At 68.1% G+C, this 17,490-nt stretch carries 2 protein-coding genes (1 of these 2 running past the window's edge); both read left to right on the top strand.

Annotated features, from left to right (window positions below):
- Positions 1-16,297 carry the 3' portion of a non-ribosomal peptide synthase/polyketide synthase gene (locus tag AB0J95_RS18365; RefSeq protein WP_364758506.1) on the top strand. The gene continues 2,246 nt to the left of window position 1, outside the view, so the window shows 16,297 of its 18,543 coding nt (coding positions 2,247-18,543); its start codon lies off the left edge, out of view; the stop codon is at positions 16,295-16,297.
- On the top strand, positions 16,294-17,490 hold the full coding sequence (locus AB0J95_RS18360) for an MFS transporter (protein WP_364758503.1): 1,197 nt from the start codon (positions 16,294-16,296) through the stop codon (positions 17,488-17,490). The genes AB0J95_RS18365 and AB0J95_RS18360 overlap by 4 nt, the downstream gene beginning before the upstream one ends.

Here is a 17,490-nt window from a genome sequence, read left to right as displayed (position 1 = left end):
GCCGTTGATCGGCCGGCCGTTGCGCAACCTGCACGCGTACGTCCTCGACGAACGCCTTCGCCCGCAACCGATCGGCGTTCCCGGTGAGCTGTACCTTGCCGGACCGCAGGTCGCTCGCGGGTATCTCAACCGGCCGGGGCTGACCGCGGACCGGTTCGTCGCCAACCCCTTTGGACCGGGCCGGATGTACCGGACCGGCGACCGCGTGCGGTGGACCGAGGACGGTGTGGAGTACCTGGGCCGGATCGACGACCAGGTCAAGATCCGCGGCTTCCGGATCGAACCCGGCGAGGTGGAGTCGGCGCTGCTCCGGCACCCCGGGGTGGCCGAAGCGGTGGTGGTCGCCCGGGCGGACTCCGGCCACAAGCGGCTGGTCGCGTACGTGGTTCCGAAGGGAGCGTTGGATCTTCGTGGCTGGCTGAAGGGGATCCTGCCGGACTACATGGTGCCGTCGGCGTTCGTGGAGCTCGACGAGCTGCCGTTGACGCAGAGCGGCAAGGTGGATCGCCGGGCCCTGCCTGTGCCGGAGTTCTCGGCGGAGGACAGCCGGTATGTGGCGCCCCGCAACCAGATCGAGCTGGACCTGGCGCGCATCTGGGCCGAGGTGCTCGGCGTCGCCCGGGTGGGCGTGCACGACAACTTCTTCGGCCTCGGCGGGGACTCGATCCTGAGCATCCAGGTGGTCTCCCGCGCCCGCCAGGCCGGTCTCAAGCTCAGCTCCCGGGACATCTTCCTGAACCAGACCATCGCGGAGCTGGCCACGACCGTGCGTGCCGCGGTGACCGGCGCGGCGGAGACGGTGACCGGGCCGGCTCCGCTGGGCCCGATCCAGCGCTGGTTCTTCGACACCCATGGCGACCTCGCCCACTACACGATGTCGGTCCTGGTCGAGCTGGAACCCGGCATCGACCCGGCCGCCCTCCGGCAGGCATTCCACGCGGTCGTCCGGCACCACGACGCACTGCGGATGTCCTTTGTGGACGGTATGCAGGAGGCTGGGACCGGCGAGGGCCTGTTCCAGACGGATGCCCCGCTGACCCGCGACGGACTCGACCTGCGGTCCGGACCACTGATCAAAGCCGTGCTGAACGGCACCCAGCTGTTCATTGCCGTACACCACCTGGTGATGGACGGCGTGTCCTGGCGGATCCTGCTCGGTGACCTCGAGACCGCCTACCGCCAGGTCACAGCGGGTCAAACGATCGCCTTGGAACCGGTCGGCACGCCGTTCGCGGCCTGGACCAGGCGCCTGACCGAGTATGTCCGGAAAGGGGGCTTCCAAAGCTCCCTGTGGTCGTTGGCGTGCCAGCAGTTGCCTACCGACAGTGTTGGCCTGAACACGGTTCGCTCCGCTCGGACGCTCTCGGTGCGCCTCGGGCGCTCGGACACGGACGCCTTGCTGCAGAAGGTTCCGGAGGTCTATCGCACGCAGGTCAACGACGTCCTGCTCAGTGCGCTGGGCCGGGTGCTCGCCGGGTGGACCGGGTCGGAGACGGTCTCGGTCGCGCTCGAAGGGCACGGCCGGGAGGAGATCTTCGACGACATCGACCTGTCCCGGACGATCGGCTGGTTCACCACCCAGTTCCCGGTCCACCTCGACATTCCGGCGGGGGACTGGGGTGACGTGCTGAAGTCGGTGAAGGAACAGCTGCGTGCCGTTCCCGACCGTGGCTTGAGCTATGAGGCTCTGAAGTACCTGGGCGGCGCCGAAGTGGGCCCGCTGCCGGAGATCTGTTTCAACTACCACGGCAAGTTCGAGATCGGTGGCCTGTACCAAGCCCGTCTCGAGGCCCCCGGTCTGGACATCGCCGCCGACGAGCCTCGTACCTACCTGCTGGACGTGACGGGGCTCGTCGAGTCCGGCGAGCTGGTGCTGACCTGGGAGTACTCGACCGAGATCCATACCGGGGCGACGGTTCGGATCCTCGCCAACGCGATGGTGGCCGCGCTGCGTCAGATCGTCCAGCACTGTGAGTCACCGTCTGTCGGCGGTCGCACGCCTTCGGACTTCCCGTTGGCGTCGCTGACTCAGGCGCAGGTGGACGAGATCGTCGGCGATGGCCGGGAGATCGAGGACATCTACCCGCTCACGCCGCTGCAGTCCGGGATGGTCTTCCACAGTCTGGTCGAACCGACCGCATACGTCGACCGGATCTCGCTGGTGCTCGACGGTGTCGCCGATCCGGAGGCGCTCGGCGTTGCGTGGCAACGGGTCGTGGACCGCACGCCGGTGCTGCGATCGAGCGTGCTCCCGGAGGCCGGGCTTCAGGTCGTGCACCGGAACGTCGTTGTCCGGCACGGACAGCCCGAGCGGTTCGACCTCACTCAGGCGCCGCTGACCGCGATCTCCATCGAACCCTTGACGGACAAGCGAGTCCGGCTGGTCTGGACGTCTCACCACGTTCTGCTGGACGGGTGGAGCACCGCGCAGGTGTTCGCCGAGGTGTGCGAGGAGTACCGGGCGATCGCCGGCGGCCGGACGCCGGAACCGGTGTCCCGCCGGCCGTTCCGCGACTACCTGCGCTGGCTCAGCGAACAGGACCAGGAAGCGGCCGAGCGGTACTGGCGCGAGGCGCTGTCCGATGTGGATGGACCGACGCCGCTGCCCTACGACCGTCAACCGCGGGCGGCGCACCAGGCCGAGTCGAGTGCGTCCGTGCGGGCCACGGTCACCGGCATCCGGGAAGTGGCCCAGGACAACGGGCTCACGGTGAACACGGTTGTCCAAGGCGCCTGGGCGTTGTTGCTGGCCCGGCACAGTGGACGGTCGGACGTGCTGTTCGGGACCACCGTGTCCGGGCGCCCCGCCGAGCTGACCGGCGTCGAGTCGATGGTCGGCATGTTCATCAACACCGTGCCCACCCGGGCGATCGTCTCTGGCGGCCGGGACGTCGTCGGCTGGCTGCGGGACCTGCAGGCCGGGCAAAGCGAGTCCCGGCGGTTCGACTTCGTTTCGCTGGCCCAGATCCAGCAGTGGGTGGGCACGGACCTGTTCAACAGCGTGGTCGTGTTCGAGAACTATCCCCTCGACCGGACCACCGCCGAACCCCGCGTGGTCGAGATCGACGCTGTCGACAACACGACGTTCCCGCTGACCCTGTCCGCGCACGTCGACGATCACCTGCACCTCGACCTCGCCTACGATCCCCGGCTGTTCGACGAGCACACCGCCCATCGGCTCGCCGAGCGCCTGCAGCGGATCCTGACCGGAATCATCGCCGATCCCTCGGTGCTGATCGACGACCTGCCATGGTTGTCTACAGAGGACACCATGCGCGCCCTCGTTGACGGCCGCGGGGTGTCGCTCGACGTGCCACGCTTGACCTATCCGGAGATCTTCGCGGCTCAGGCCAAGTCCACTCCGGACTGGACCGCCCTGGTGTTCCAGGACCAGCGGTACACGTTCGCGGAGCTGAACGCGTGGGCGAACAAGGTCGCTCACCGCCTCGATGCCGGGCCCGAGGACGTTGTCGCGCTGAAGCTGCCGCGCACGGCCGAGATGGTGGTCGCGATCCTCGCGGTGTGGAAGGCGGGCGCGGTCTACCTGCCGATCGACCCCGAACTGCCCGCCGAGCGGGTCGCCGCGATGATCACCGACTCCCGTCCCGCGCTGGTGCTGGAGGAACTGCCGGACATCGACGGCGCCCCGGACACCGATCTGGCGCCGCCACAAGGCTCACAGTCCGCCTACATCATCTACACGTCGGGTTCGACCGGTGTGCCGAAGGGGGTGGTCATCGAGCATCGCAGCCTGGCCAACCTGGTCGCCAACCACCGCTCGATCCTCCCGTGCGACATCCGGGTCGCGCTCACGGCGGCCTTCTCGTTCGACACCTCGATGGAAGGCCTGGTGCTGCTGGCCACGGGCAACGAACTGCACCTGATCGACGACGACACCCGGCGGGATCCGGATGCGCTCGTGCGGTATGTGGCCTCGAACGGCATCGACCTGCTCGACCTCACGCCGTCCTATCTGCGGCAGCTGATCCCGGCCGGACTGCTGGAGCACGCCCGGTTCGTCATGGTCGGCGGTGAGGCGACCGACCAGGCGCTGTGGCAGCAGCTGAACACCGTGCACGCGTACAACTTCTACGGTCCCACTGAGGCCACTGTGGACACTGTGTGGTGTGGCGTCGAAGGCGATCGGCCGGTGATCGGCCGTCCGGTGGCCAACCAGTACGCGTACATTGTGGACTCGCGGCTGAACCTGGTTCCGGTCGGCGTTCCCGGCGAGCTGTACCTGGCGGGGACGCAACTGGCCCGCGGATATCTGAACCGGCCCGGTCTCACCGCCGACCGGTTCATCGCCAACCCGTTCGGGCCGGGACGGATGTACCGGACCGGCGACCTGGCCCGGTGGACCTCGGAGGGCATCGAGTACCTGGGCCGGGCCGACGACCAGGTCAAGATCCGCGGCTTCCGGATCGAGCCGGGCGAGATCGAGGCGCGGCTGCTGGATCACCCGGACATCGAGGCCGCGACCGTAATCGCGCGCGATGGCCGTCTGATCGCCTACGTCGTGGGCGCGGTGGATGGGCTCCGGGAGTATCTGGGCAGGTCGCTGCCCGACTACATGGTGCCCGCAACGTTCGTCTCGCTGGACCGGTTGCCGTTGACGGTGAGCGGGAAGCTCGACCGGAAGGCGCTGCCTGAGCCCGATTTCACCGCGGCCGAGGGGTATGTCGAGCCGGACGGGGACGTTCAGCGGGCGGTGGCCCGGATCTGGAGCGAGGTCCTGGGCGTCGACAAGATCGGCGCCAACGACAGCTTCTTCGAGCTGGGCGGCGACTCCATCCTCAGCATCAAGGTCGTCTCCCGGCTCCGGGCGATCTTCGGCGTCCAGCTGTCGCCCCGGATCGTCTTCCAGTACCCGACCGTCGCCGGCCTGGCCGAGGCGATTCCCCTGGACGGCGAGGAGAACCCGATCCGGCCGGTGCCGCGCGACGGTCAGATCCCGCTTTCGTTCGCGCAGCAACGGTTGTGGTTCCTGGACCAGTTCGAACCGGACAGCACCGAGTACATCACCCCGACCGTGCTCCGCCTGCGCGGCGAGCTGGACATCGACCGGCTCATCACCGCGATGACCGCGCTCGTCGACCGGCACGAGTCGCTGCGGACCACGTTCGACGCCGGGGTGCAGGTCATCCACCCGCCGGATGACGTGGTCTTTCCCATGATCGACGTGGCCGAGCCGGATCTTGAGCGGGTCCTGCTGGCCGAGGCTCGCCGGCCGTTCGACCTGTCACAGGGACCGCTGTTCCGGCCCACCCTGCTGCGACTGTCCGATGTAGACCATGTGTTGGTGCTGAGTATTCATCACATCGTTACCGATGGCTGGTCGACCAGCGTGCTGACCGAGGACCTGGCCGCGCTCTACGAAGGCCGGACGCTCCCGGACCTGCCCATCCAGTACGCGGATTACACCGTGTGGCAACGAGACCGCCTGTCCGAGCCGGTCCTGGGCGGCCAGCTCGACTACTGGCGGCAGCGGCTGGCCGGGATCGAACCCTTGGACCTGCCCACGGACCGGCCCAGGCCGCCCGTATTCACGGCCACGGGTGCGATGCACGAGTTCGAAGTGCCTGCCGAGGTCACGGCGAGGCTGAGGGCGGTCGGCCATGGCGCCGAGGGCACGCTGTTCATGACGCTGATGGCCGCGTGCCAGGTGCTGCTGGCGCGCTACTCCGGTCAGGACGACATCGCCGTGGGGACCGTCGCATCCGGGCGCGAGCACGCCGAAGTCGAGCGGCTGGTCGGGTTCTTCGTGAACACCCTGGTCATCCGGTCCACTGTGGATACCGGAGTGACTTTCGGCGATCTCCTGAACAGCGTTAGAGAAACGGTGCTGACAGCGTTCTCGCACCAGGAAGTGCCGTTCGAGCGAGTCGTGGACGCCGTGCAGCCACAGCGGGACACCAGCCGCAACCCATTGTTCGACGTGATGGTGTTGGTGCAGAACACTCCCAGCGAGGTCCCGTCGATCGCCGGGCTGGACGTGGCGGAGGTTCAGCTCCCGGTCGTCACCGCCGCCTGCGATCTGACCTTCGAGTTCCAGGAGCGCGGTGACGTCCTCGCGGGCGCGGTCGAGTACAACACCGACCTGTTCGACGCTGCGACGATCGCCCGGCTGGTGGAGCATCTGCTTGTCCTGCTGGACAACGTGGCCCCAGGCTGCCGGGTCGCTGAGCTGCTGACCGGCAGCGACCGGATTCCGTTCCAGGCTCTGGAAGTAGCGGACACGACCTATCCGGCTGTGTTCGCGGCACAGGCGGCGAGGACTCCGGACGCGGCCGCACTGGTGTTCCAGGAGCGGTTGTTCACCTTCGCCGAGCTGGACGTGTGGGCGAACAGGTTGGCACATCGGCTGATCGGCCTGGGTGCCGGACCGGAGCGCGTGGTGGCGTTGAAGCTGCCGCGGTCGCCCGAGATGATCGCGGCGATCCTCGCGGTGTGGAAGGCGGGCGCGGTCTACCTGCCGATCGACCCGGGGCTCCCGGACGAGCGCGTGTCGATGATGCTGACCGACGCCGAACCGGTGCTGGTTCTGGAAAGCCTGCCCGACCTCGACGAGATGCCCGACACCGCACCAAAGCAGCCACACGGCTCGCAGGCCGCGTACGTGATCTACACCTCGGGGTCGACCGGCCGGCCCAAGGGCGTGGTGGTCGAGCACCGTCAGCTCGCCAACCTTGTAGCGAACCACGACATTGTTCTCCCGGGGCGGATGCGGGTGGCGCTGACAGCGGCGTTCTCGTTCGACACGTCGCTGGAAGGCCTGGTGCTGCTGGCCAATGGCCACGAGCTGCACCTGATCGACGACGACACCCGTCTCGACCCCGAGGCGCTGGTGTCCTATGTGGCCGCGAACGACATCGGCTTCCTCGATCTCACCCCGTCTTACCTGCGTCAGCTGATCCCCGCCGGGCTGCTGAACGTGGCCACCAAGATGATGGTGGGCGGCGAGGCGATGGACCGGTCGCTGTGGCAGCAGCTCAGCGGCATTGAGGTGTACAACTTCTATGGCCCGACCGAGTGCACTGTGGACGCGACTTCGTGCCGAGTGGACGGTGACCGGCCGGTCATCGGTGTCCCGCTGCGGAACCTGCGCGCCTATGTCCTGGACGAGTACCTGTCACCGGTACCCGATGGCATTCCGGGTGAGCTTTACGTGGCCGGACCGCAGGTTGCTCGCGGGTATCTGAACCGGCCGGGGCTGACCGCGGACCGGTTCGTGGCGAACCCGTTCGGTCCGGGCCGGATGTACCGGACCGGTGACCGCGTGCGCTGGACCGAGGCCGGGCTCGAGTACCTCGGCCGGGCCGACGACCAGGTCAAGATTCGCGGGTTCCGGATCGAACCGGGCGAGATCGCGGCCCGGCTGGCCGAACGGGACGGGATCGACGCGGCCGCGGTGATCGAACGCGATGGCCGCCTGGTGGCCTACGTGGCCGGCCCGGTCGAGGGTCTGCGCGAACACCTCAGCAGCGTGTTGCCGGACTACATGGTGCCGTCCGCGTTCGTGTCGATTCCCGTGCTGCCGATGACGGTGAGCGGCAAGCTGGACAAGAACGCCCTGCCGGATCCCGAGATCGAGCTGGGCGTCGTCGTGCCGCCGCGGACGGAGACCGAACGTGTGCTCGTCGGCATCTGGTCGGAGGTGCTCGGTGTGCCACTCGGGGTTGAGGACAACTTCTTCGCGCTCGGCGGCGACTCGATCCTGAGCATCCAAGTGGTGTCCCGGGCTCGCCGTGAAGGGCTGCGCCTGACCTCCAAGGATGTCTTCCTGCACCCCACTGTCGCGGCGTTGGCGACAGTGACCACAGTGGACTCCGGTGAAGTGGCGCCGGAGATCGAAGGGCCGGCGCCGCTCACGCCGATCCAGCGGTGGTTCTTCGCGCAAGGCGGGCCGCGGCACTTCACCATGTCGATGTTCGTGGAGCTGACCGACGACCTGGACGTGGACGCGTTGCGGCAGGCGATCGCGGCCATCGTCGATCACCATGAGGCCCTCCGGTCCCGGTTCGCGGACGGGGCGCAGGATGTTGGGCCCGCGCAAGACGTGTTCACGGTGGCGGGGGACGGGTACTGGGACGAGATCGCGCTGGCGGCTCAGACCAGCCTGGACTACACCACCGGCCCGATGCTGAAGGCGGTCCTGTTCCCCGGGCCCCGTCTGTTCCTGACCATTCACCACCTGGTGGTCGACGGCGTGTCGTGGCGGATCCTCCTGGCCGATCTCGCCACCGCCTACGAGCAGATCCGGACCGGGCGGCCGGTGGATCTCGGTCCCAAGACCACCGCGTTCCGCCAGTGGGCACACCAGCTGACCAGGCAGGCTGCCCGGTTCGAGCCGGACGTGTGGCCGGAGACTCCCGCGTTCGAGCTGCCGCGCGACCACGACGGCGGTAACACTGTTGCGGATGCTCGAAGTGTGGTCGTGCGGTTGGGGCGTGAGGACACGGATGCCCTGCTGCACAAGGTTCCCGAGGTGTACCGGACGCAGATCAACGACGTCCTGTTGAGCGCCTTGGCGTCCGTGCTGGCCCGGTGGGCCGGTCAGGACTGGGCCGCGATCACCGTCGAGGGACACGGCCGCGACGACCTGATCGAAGGCGTCGACGTGTCGCGGACGGTGGGCTGGTTCACCACGCAGTTCCCGGTGCGGCTGGACGTTTCGGACGACTGGGGTTCTACGCTCAAGTCTGTCAAGGAACAGCTGCGGGCCGTGCCCAGTCGTGGGCTGAGCTATGAGCTCCTGAAGTACCTCGGTGGCCGGGACATGGGTGAGCTGGCGCCGGTGTGCTTCAACTACCACGGCCAGTGGGACTCCGGTGTGGACGAAGGCCTGATCCGGGGCAGCTGCCCGAGTATCGGCGCCGATGTGTCACCTTCGTTCGACCGTGGCTTCCTGCTGGACATCACCGGCGCGGTCGAGGACGGCGAACTGCACCTCGACTGGGAGTACTCGGCCGAGATCCACGAGCCGGAGACCGTGCGGAGGCTCGCCGAGGCGGTGCTCGACGCGCTGCGTGAGATCATCGAGCACTGTGGACAGTCGGCCGGCGGCCGGACGCCGTCCGATTTCCCGCTGGTCAGGATGACTCAGGCCCAGCTCGACCGGCTCGGCCCGGCCGTCGAGGACATCTATCCGCTGACTCCGTTGCAGGCCGGGATGTTGTTCCACAGCCTCGCCGAGAACAACGCCTACTTCAACGAGACCAGGCTCCGGCTCACCGGGGTCCGGGATGTGCGACGGCTGGTGGCCGCCTGGCAGGCGACCGTCGACCACACGCCGGTGCTGCGCAGCTCGGTGTTGTGGGAAGGCGTGGACGAGCCGGTGCAGATCGTCCACCGCGGTGTGACGCTCCCGGTCGGCTTCGACGGGCCGATGCCGGTCGACCTGACCGTGCCGCCGATGATGAGCCTGGCCATCACCCGGCTGCCCGGTGACGTGGTCGAGCTGGTCTGGACCTCGCACCACCTCAGCCTGGACGGGTGGAGCGTGGCTCAGGTGTTCACCGAAGTGATCGAGCGCTACAGCGGGACGTACACGCCGGTCGCGCGACGGCCGTTCCGGGACTACCTGGAGTGGTTGAGCCGTCAGGACCAGGGCGAGGCGGAACGCTACTGGCGGTCCACTCTGGAAGGAGTCGCCGCACCCACCCCGTTGCCGTTCGACCGGGCACCGGCCGAGGCGCACCGGACGGAGTCCTGTGAGTCGGTCGAGATCTCCGTTCCGGCGGAGGCGTTGTCGGCGATGGCCCGGCGCAAGGGGCTGACCATCAACACCCTCGTCCAGGGGGCGTGGGCGTTGTTGCTGTCGCGGTACAGCCGCGAGGCGGACGTGGTGTTCGGGACCACCGTGTCCGGCCGGCCCGCCGAGCTGGCCGGGGTCGAGTCGATGATCGGGATGTTCATCAACACGGTGCCCACCCGCGTTCTGCTCGCCATGGACCTGCCGCTGGGGGAGTGGCTCCGGGAGGTCCAGACCGGGCAGACCGAGGCGCGCCGGTTCGACTTCGTGTCCCTGGCCCGGATCCAGGCATGGGCCGGGACCAAGCTGTTCGACAGCATGGTGGCGTTCGAGAACTACCCGATCGGCGCCGAGTCCATCCCCGGCGCGCCCGAGGTCGAGGAGATCGACGGCGTCGACACCACGAACTTCCCGTTGAGCGCCCGGGCCTACCTCGACTCGGCGCTGAACGTGGAGGTCGCGTACGACCCGCAGCTGTTCGACCCGGGCACGATCGCGTTGCTGGCCCAGCGGTTGGAACGGCTGCTCACCGCGATGCCGGACGCCATCGACGAACCCGTCGGCGACCTGTCCTGGTTGCTGCCGGGGGAGCGGGATCGGCTGCTGGCGGAGTGGACCGGGGATGTCCATGCGGTGCCGGAGGTCTCGATCGTCACGATGTTCGAGGCACAGGTGGCACGGACGCCGGACGCGCCGGCCATCGACGACGTCACCTACCGGGAGCTGAACGCCCGGGCCAACCAGGTGGCGAGCCAGCTGTCGCTGTGCGCTGAGGCGCGGGTCGGCGTGCTGATGGAGCGGTCGGTGGATCTCGTGGCCGCGATCATCGGCATCGTCAAGGCCGGCGGGGCCTATCTGCCGCTGGACAGCCGTTCTCCCGTGGATCGGCTTCGTGCGCTGGTGGCCGGCTGCGATGCCATGGTGACCGACACAGTCTGGGAATCGGTCGCCCGGCAGATCCACAGTGGACCGGTTGTTCGTCCGGGTGCGGGATCTGTTGCCGATCTCGGTGTTGCTGTTCATCCGGATCAGCTGGCGTACGTGATGTACACGTCCGGGTCGACCGGCAAGCCCAAGGGGGTCGCCGTCCGGCACCGGGATGTTGTCGCGCTGGCCTGTGATCGACGGCTGCGAGGGCACGAATGTGTGCTCTTCCACTCGCCGCAAGCGTTTGACGCGTCGACCTACGAGATCTGGGTGCCGCTGCTGAACGGTGGCCGGATCGTCGTGGCCACCGGGGATGTCGACATCGCCCGGATACGGCAAGCGATTGCGTCGGGCGTGCAGGCGATGTTCCTGACCACTGGGCTGTTCCGGATGGTCGCCGCCGACGATCCGAGGTGCCTCAGCGGACTTCGGGAGGTGTGGACCGGCGGCGAGGCCGTTCCGGCCGCGGCGGTGCGGCGGGTTCGTGAGGCTTGTCCCGATGTGACGGTGGTCGACGTGTATGGGCCGACCGAAGCCACGACGTTCGCGACCTGTCACATGGTCACCGACGTGCCCGGCTCCGTCCCGATCGGACGCCCGCTCGACAACACCCGGACCTACGTTCTTGATTCGCGGCTGCGGCCGGTGGGTGAAGGGGTTCCCGGCGAGCTGTACATCGCGGGCGCCGGGATCGCGCGGGGTTACCTCGACCAGCCCGGGCGGACCGCGGAACGGTTCCTCGCGGATCCTTTCCGTGCGGGCGACCGGATGTACCGGACCGGGGACGTGGTCCGGTGGACGGGGACGCTCGACTACCTGGGCCGGGCGGATGACCAGGTCAAGATCCGCGGCTTCCGGATCGAACCCGGTGAAGTGGAAGCAGTGCTGGCCGCGCATCCGTCCGTCACTGATGTGGCTGTCGTGGCTCGCAACAAGAAGCTCGTCGCGTACGTCGTTCCCGCGGTGCCGGACGGGCTGGCTGAGTTCGCGGCCCAGGCGTTGCCGGACTACCTGACGCCGTCGGCCTTCGTGCCGCTCACTGCCTTGCCGTTGACGGCCAACGGCAAGCTGGATCGGCGGGCGTTGCCGGACCCGGACCTCCGGGAGGCGCGGTATGTGGCTCCGCGCAACGAGACCGAGCGGGTGGTCGCGTCGATCTGGGCGGACCTGCTTGGCAAGGACCGGATCGGCGTGCGGGACAACTTCTTCGAGCTGGGCGGGGACTCGATCCTCAGCATCCGGGTGATCTCCCGGCTCCGGGCGGAGCTGGGTGCCGAACTGTCCACCCGCGCCTTGTTCGACGCTCCGACGGTTGCCGACCTGGCATCGCGGATTGTCCAGACAACACACACCGTGATCCCGCGCCGGTCTCGGGATGGCGGGCTGCCGCTGTCGTTCGCGCAGCAGCGGTTGTGGTTCCTGCACTCGTTCGACCCGAGCAGCGCCGAATATGTGACGCCGCTGGCGATCCGGCTGACTGGTTCGGTCGACGCGGACGCGCTTCGCCGGGCGTTGAACGCTTTGGTGCGACGGCATGAGTCGCTGCGGACCACGTTCGACGAGGTCGACGGCAAGGGCGTGCAGGTCGTGCACCCGCACCGCGAGGTTTCGCTGCCGGTGCTGAGTGTGTCCGACGTGGACGAGGTGCTGCTGGCCGCGAGCCGGCGGCCGTTCGACCTGCGGCGAGGGCCGTTGCTGCGGACATGCTTGTTGAAGCTCGCCGAGGACGAGCATGTGCTGGCGATGATCATGCATCACATCGTCACGGACGGCTGGTCGGGCGGTGTGCTGATGACCGACCTGGCCGAGCTGTACCGAGCGGAGATCGACGGTGATCGGGCCGATCTGCCCGAGCTGCCGATCCAGTACGCGGACTTCGCGGCCTGGCAACGGGAGCAGGACCCGACCGGGCTGGACTTCTGGCGAGAGCGGCTCGACGGCGTCACGCCCCTGGAGCTACCGACCGACCGGCCGCGACCGCCTGTGCACACCGACAACGGGGCTGTGCTGGAGTTCGATGTCCCGGCGGCGATTGTTGGCAAGCTCAAGGCGCAGGGACAACTGGGCAACCGCACGTTGTTCATGACGCTGGTGGCCGCGTGCAAGGTCGTGTTGCATCGGTGGACCGGCCAGGACGACATCGCCGTCGGCACGGTCACCTCGGGCCGGGACCGGGCCGAGCTGGAGCGGCTGATCGGGTTCTTCGTCAACACACTGGTACTTCGGTCCACTGTGGATGAACGGAGCACCTTCGAATCGTTCTCTAACACTGTTAGGGAGACGGTGCTGGAGGCGTTCGCTCACCAGGACGTGCCGTTCGAACAGATCGTGGATGCCGTCCAGCCGGACCGGGACACCAGCCGGACACCGCTGTTCCAGGTCATGGTGGTGCTGCAGAACACGCCGAACGAGCAGGTCCAGCTGCCCGGCCTGGTCGCCGAGGACCTTGACCTGCCGGTCGCGACGGCCAGTTTCGACCTCACCCTGGAGTTCCGGGAGGACGACCGCGGGCTGCAAGGTGTGGTCACCTACAACACGGATCTGTTCGACGAGAACACGATCCGGCGGCTGACCGGGCACCTGGAAGTGCTGCTCGCCGGGGTCGCTGAGACGCCCGGGCGGCCGCTGCGGGAAATCCGCTCGGCGCCCGCGAGTGAGCTGCGGCTACTGGACAGGTGGAACTCGACCGACGAACCTGTTGTGCCGACGACGTTCCCGGAGCTGGTGGAAGCGCAGGTCGCACGGACACCGGATGCCCCGGCGGTCGTGTTCGAGGGTGGCGAGATCAGCTACGCCGAACTCAACGCGCGGGCCAACCGGTTGGCGCGGCGGCTGATCGAGCGCGGCGCCGGTCCGGAGCGGATCGTCGCGTTGGTGCTGCCGCGATCAGTGGGCATCATCGTGGCGCAGCTGGCCGTGGCCAAGACCGGGGCGGCCTTCCTGCCGGTCGACCCGGCCTATCCACAGGCACGGATCGACTTCATGCTGGCCGACGCGTCGCCGGTGATCGTGCTGACCGAAGCCGATCCGACCGATGTGGACGGTGACGAGTCGAACCTCGGTGTCCAGCGGCGGCTGGAACACCCGGCCTACGTGATCTACACGTCCGGATCGACCGGACGGCCCAAGGGCGTGGTCGTTTCGCACGCCGGGATTGCCAGCTTCGCCGCGGCCGAGGCGGATCATCTGCAGGTCCGGCCGGGAGACCGGGTGCTGGAGTTCTCGTCGCCCAGCTTTGACGCTTCCGTGTTGGAGCTGTGCATGTCGCTGCCGGTTGGCGCGAGTCTCGTCGTGCCGCCGCCTGGGCCGCTGCTTGGCGAACATCTGGCAGATGTGCTGACGACGTACCGGGTTACGCATGCGCTGATCCCGCCGGTGGCCATGGCGACCGTGCCGGACGTGCCGTTGCCGGACTTCCGGACGTTGGTCGTGGGTGGTGACGCCTGCTCGGCGGATCTGGTCGAACGCTGGGCACCGAGCCGCCGGATGATCAACGCCTACGGGCCGACCGAGTCCACTGTGGTCTCGACGTGGAGTGAGCCGCTGGTTCCCGGTGGCGCGCCGCCGATCGGCCGGCCGATCTGGAACACGCGTGCTCATGTGCTCGACGCTTCGCTCCGGCCGGTCGCGATCGGGGTTGCCGGTGAGCTGTACGTCTCCGGCCAAGGGCTGGCTCGCGGTTATCTGAACCGGCCCGGGCTCACCGCCGAGCGGTTCGTGGCGAGTCCGTTCGGGACGGGCGAACGGATGTACCGGACCGGTGACCTCGTGCGCTGGCGGACCACCGGGGAGCTCGAGTTCCTTGGCCGGGCGGACGAGCAGGTCAAGATCCGCGGGTACCGGATCGAGCTCGGCGAGGTGGAGGCCGCACTGCGGGCACACCCGGAGATCGAGGCGGCGGTCGCGGTGGTGCGGACCGACGAGGGCCACAAGCGGTTGGTGGCCTACGTTGTGCCCGAGGTACCGGCGGATGTCCGGGAGTTCCTGGGCCGAAGCCTGCCCGAATACCTGGTCCCTGCCGCGTTTGCCGGGTTGACGGCGCTGCCGGTCAGTCCAAATGGGAAGGTCGACCGGCGTGCGTTGCCGGAACCGTCCTTCGCGGACACCGGCGAGTACGTCGCTCCGGAAGGCCCGGTCGAGACGGCGTTGGCGGCGGTATGGGCCGAGGTGCTGGGGCTGGAGCGGGTCAGCGTCCAGGACAGCTTCTTCAAGCTGGGCGGCGACTCGATCCTGAGCATCCAGGTGGTCGCCAAGGCACGCCAAGCGGGTCTGCACATCGCGACCAAAGATGTGTTCCTGCACCAGACCATCGCCGCGATGGCCCCGCTCGTCACCCTGGACGCGCCCGATCCGCACAACCAGGAACCGGTGGTCGGCGATGTCCCGCTGACGCCGATCCAGCGGTGGTTCTTCGACGAACACAAGATCAGTCCGCACCACTTCAACCAGTCCCACTTCGTCGAACTCGACCCGGATGTCGACCAGGAAGCCCTTCGCGAGGCCTTCGACGCCCTGCTCGTCCACCACGACGCTCTGCGCATGCGGTTCGCGGCCGAGGATGGCGAGTGGCGCCAGGTCAATGGGCCGGTCGAACCGGCCGATGTGCTGCAGGTCGTTGAAACGGAGGACATCGAGGGCGTCGCCGACGTGGCGCACGCCAGTTTCGACCTGGCGGCAGGACCGTTGGTGAAGGCGGTGCTCTTCACGGGTGAGCGGCCGAAGCTGTTGATCGTCGTACACCACCTGGTGGTGGACGGCGTGTCGTGGCGAATCCTGCTCGACGATCTCAACACCGCCTACCAGCAGGCCGTGGCGGGGACCGGGATCTCGCTGGGAGCCAAGACGACATCCTTCCAGGACTGGTCCCGGCGGTTGACCGAGTTCGTCGGAGACGGTGGGCTGGACGATCAGGTTCCGTTCTGGGAAAAGGCCTCCGTACAGCCACTTCCGGTGGACCTCGATGACGGGCAAGGCTCGATCGACTCGGTGTCGGTGTTGCTGACGGCCGAGGAGACGGATGCGTTGCTGCGAGGAGCGCCTACCGCCTACCGCACCGGGATCCACGATGTGTTGCTGGCAGCCAGTGCGTGGGCGTTGGCGGACTGGGCCGGCGACTCGCGGGTGTCCCTGGCCCTGGAAGGACACGGCCGTGAGGACATTGTGGACGGTGCCGACCTCAGCCGGACAGTCGGCTGGTTCACCACGATGTTCCCGGTCTCGGTGACCGTTCCGGCCGGTGGCTGGCGGGAGATCGTCAAGTCGGTCCGGCGTCAGATCCGTGCGGTTCCAAGCAACGGGTTCGGGTATGGTGCCTTGCGGTACCTGACCGATCGGCTGCCGCCGAGCCCGCAGCCGCAGGTGTCGTTCAACTACCTGGGACAGTTCGACTCCGGCGGAGCCTTCGGGCTTTACCGTGGCGTGTTGCCCTCGATCGGCCGCGAGCAGGACGCAGCCGCCCCGCCCGCGCACTTGATCGATATCGTGGGCGAGGTCGGCGAGGGCAGGCTCGGGTTCTCCTGGTACTACCGGACCGACCGGTATCGAAGGTCCACTATGGAGCAACTGGTCGCGCGGTTCGCCGGTGCGCTGCGGGAGATGGCGGGGGAGTGCCGATGATCCCCCTGTCCCGCAACCGGAACTACACGCTCCTGTGGGTGGGCCAGGCCTTCTCGGAGGTCGGCTTCAGCACCGCGATGATCGCTTTCCCGCTGGTGGTCCTGGCGTTGACTGGATCGCCCGCGGCGTCGGGACTTGTGCTCGGGGCGGACGCCGCGGCCCAGCTCCTGGCCGGGCTGCCCGCGGGCGCGTTGGTGGACCGCTGGGATCGCCGGAAGATCATGCTCTGGTGTGAGGCGACTCAGGCCACGGCGGTCGGCAGTCTGGCTCTGGCGCTGTGGTGGGAAAGCGCGACCGTCGGGCACATGGTGCTGGTGGCCGTCGTGATGGGTGTCTGCCGGGCCTTGTTCGAACCGGCCGAGGACGCCAGCCTGCCCCGATTGGTTCCCGCGGAACAGCTTTCCAGCGCCCTGGCGTTGAACTCCGCGCGGTCCTCGGTCGGTCAGATGGCGGGAACCGCCCTGGGTGGCGTATTGTTCGCGGTGGGACGGGCGGTTCCGTTCCTGGTGGACTTCCTGACCCACCTGGTTTCCTTGGTGACGATCGGTTTCGTCCGGATCCCACCGCGGGAGAAGACGCCGCCGGAGCGGTTCCATCTGGAGATCCTGGCCGGGCTCAAGTGGGTGTGGGCACATCGGCACGTCCGCGTGACCGCGTTGTGCGCGGTGAGTTTGAACTTCTTCTTCAACGCCTTCTACATCGTGGTCATCGTGCTGGCCGAGGCACGCGGTGTCCCGGCCGGCGAGATCGGTGTGATGGCCGCGATGCTCGGCGTCGGCGGGGTGCTCGGATCCCTTGTGGCGCCGACGTTCCACCGGCTGCTCAGCCCGTACGTCGCCATCGTCGGGGTGTTCTGGATGGTGACCCTGCTGACGCCGGTGACCGTGTTCGTGGACAACGGGTATGTGTTGGGAGCGTTGTTCGCGGGTATGGCTTTTCTTGCCCCCACAGCGAATACCACGATCAACACCCATCAGCTGCTGTTGACGCCCGATGAGTTGCGGGGACGGCTGATGGGCGTGATGGGGGTGTTCGTCGGCGGTGCCGCGGCCGCGGGCCCGGCGCTGGGCGGGGTGCTCGTGGAGGTCGTGGATGGGACCGCGGCGGTGTTGTGGTGCGCCGCGGGAATGGCTGTTGTCTCGCTGCTGGTCACCGTGAGTCCGGTGCTGCGGCGGTTTCCGGTATCCGTCTAG

Origin of the sequence: Actinocrispum sp. NPDC049592, from assembly GCF_040675465.1 — a bacterium.
Classification (GTDB): domain Bacteria; phylum Actinomycetota; class Actinomycetes; order Mycobacteriales; family Pseudonocardiaceae; genus Kibdelosporangium.
This window is presented reverse-complemented; position numbering and strand designations above follow the sequence as displayed.

What these genes read in the sequence shown, in the direction of transcription:
- AB0J95_RS18360 (WP_364758503.1), top strand. Translation starts at nt 16,294, where the DNA reads ATGATCCCCCTGTCCCGCAACCGGAACTACACGCTCCTGTGGGTGGGC.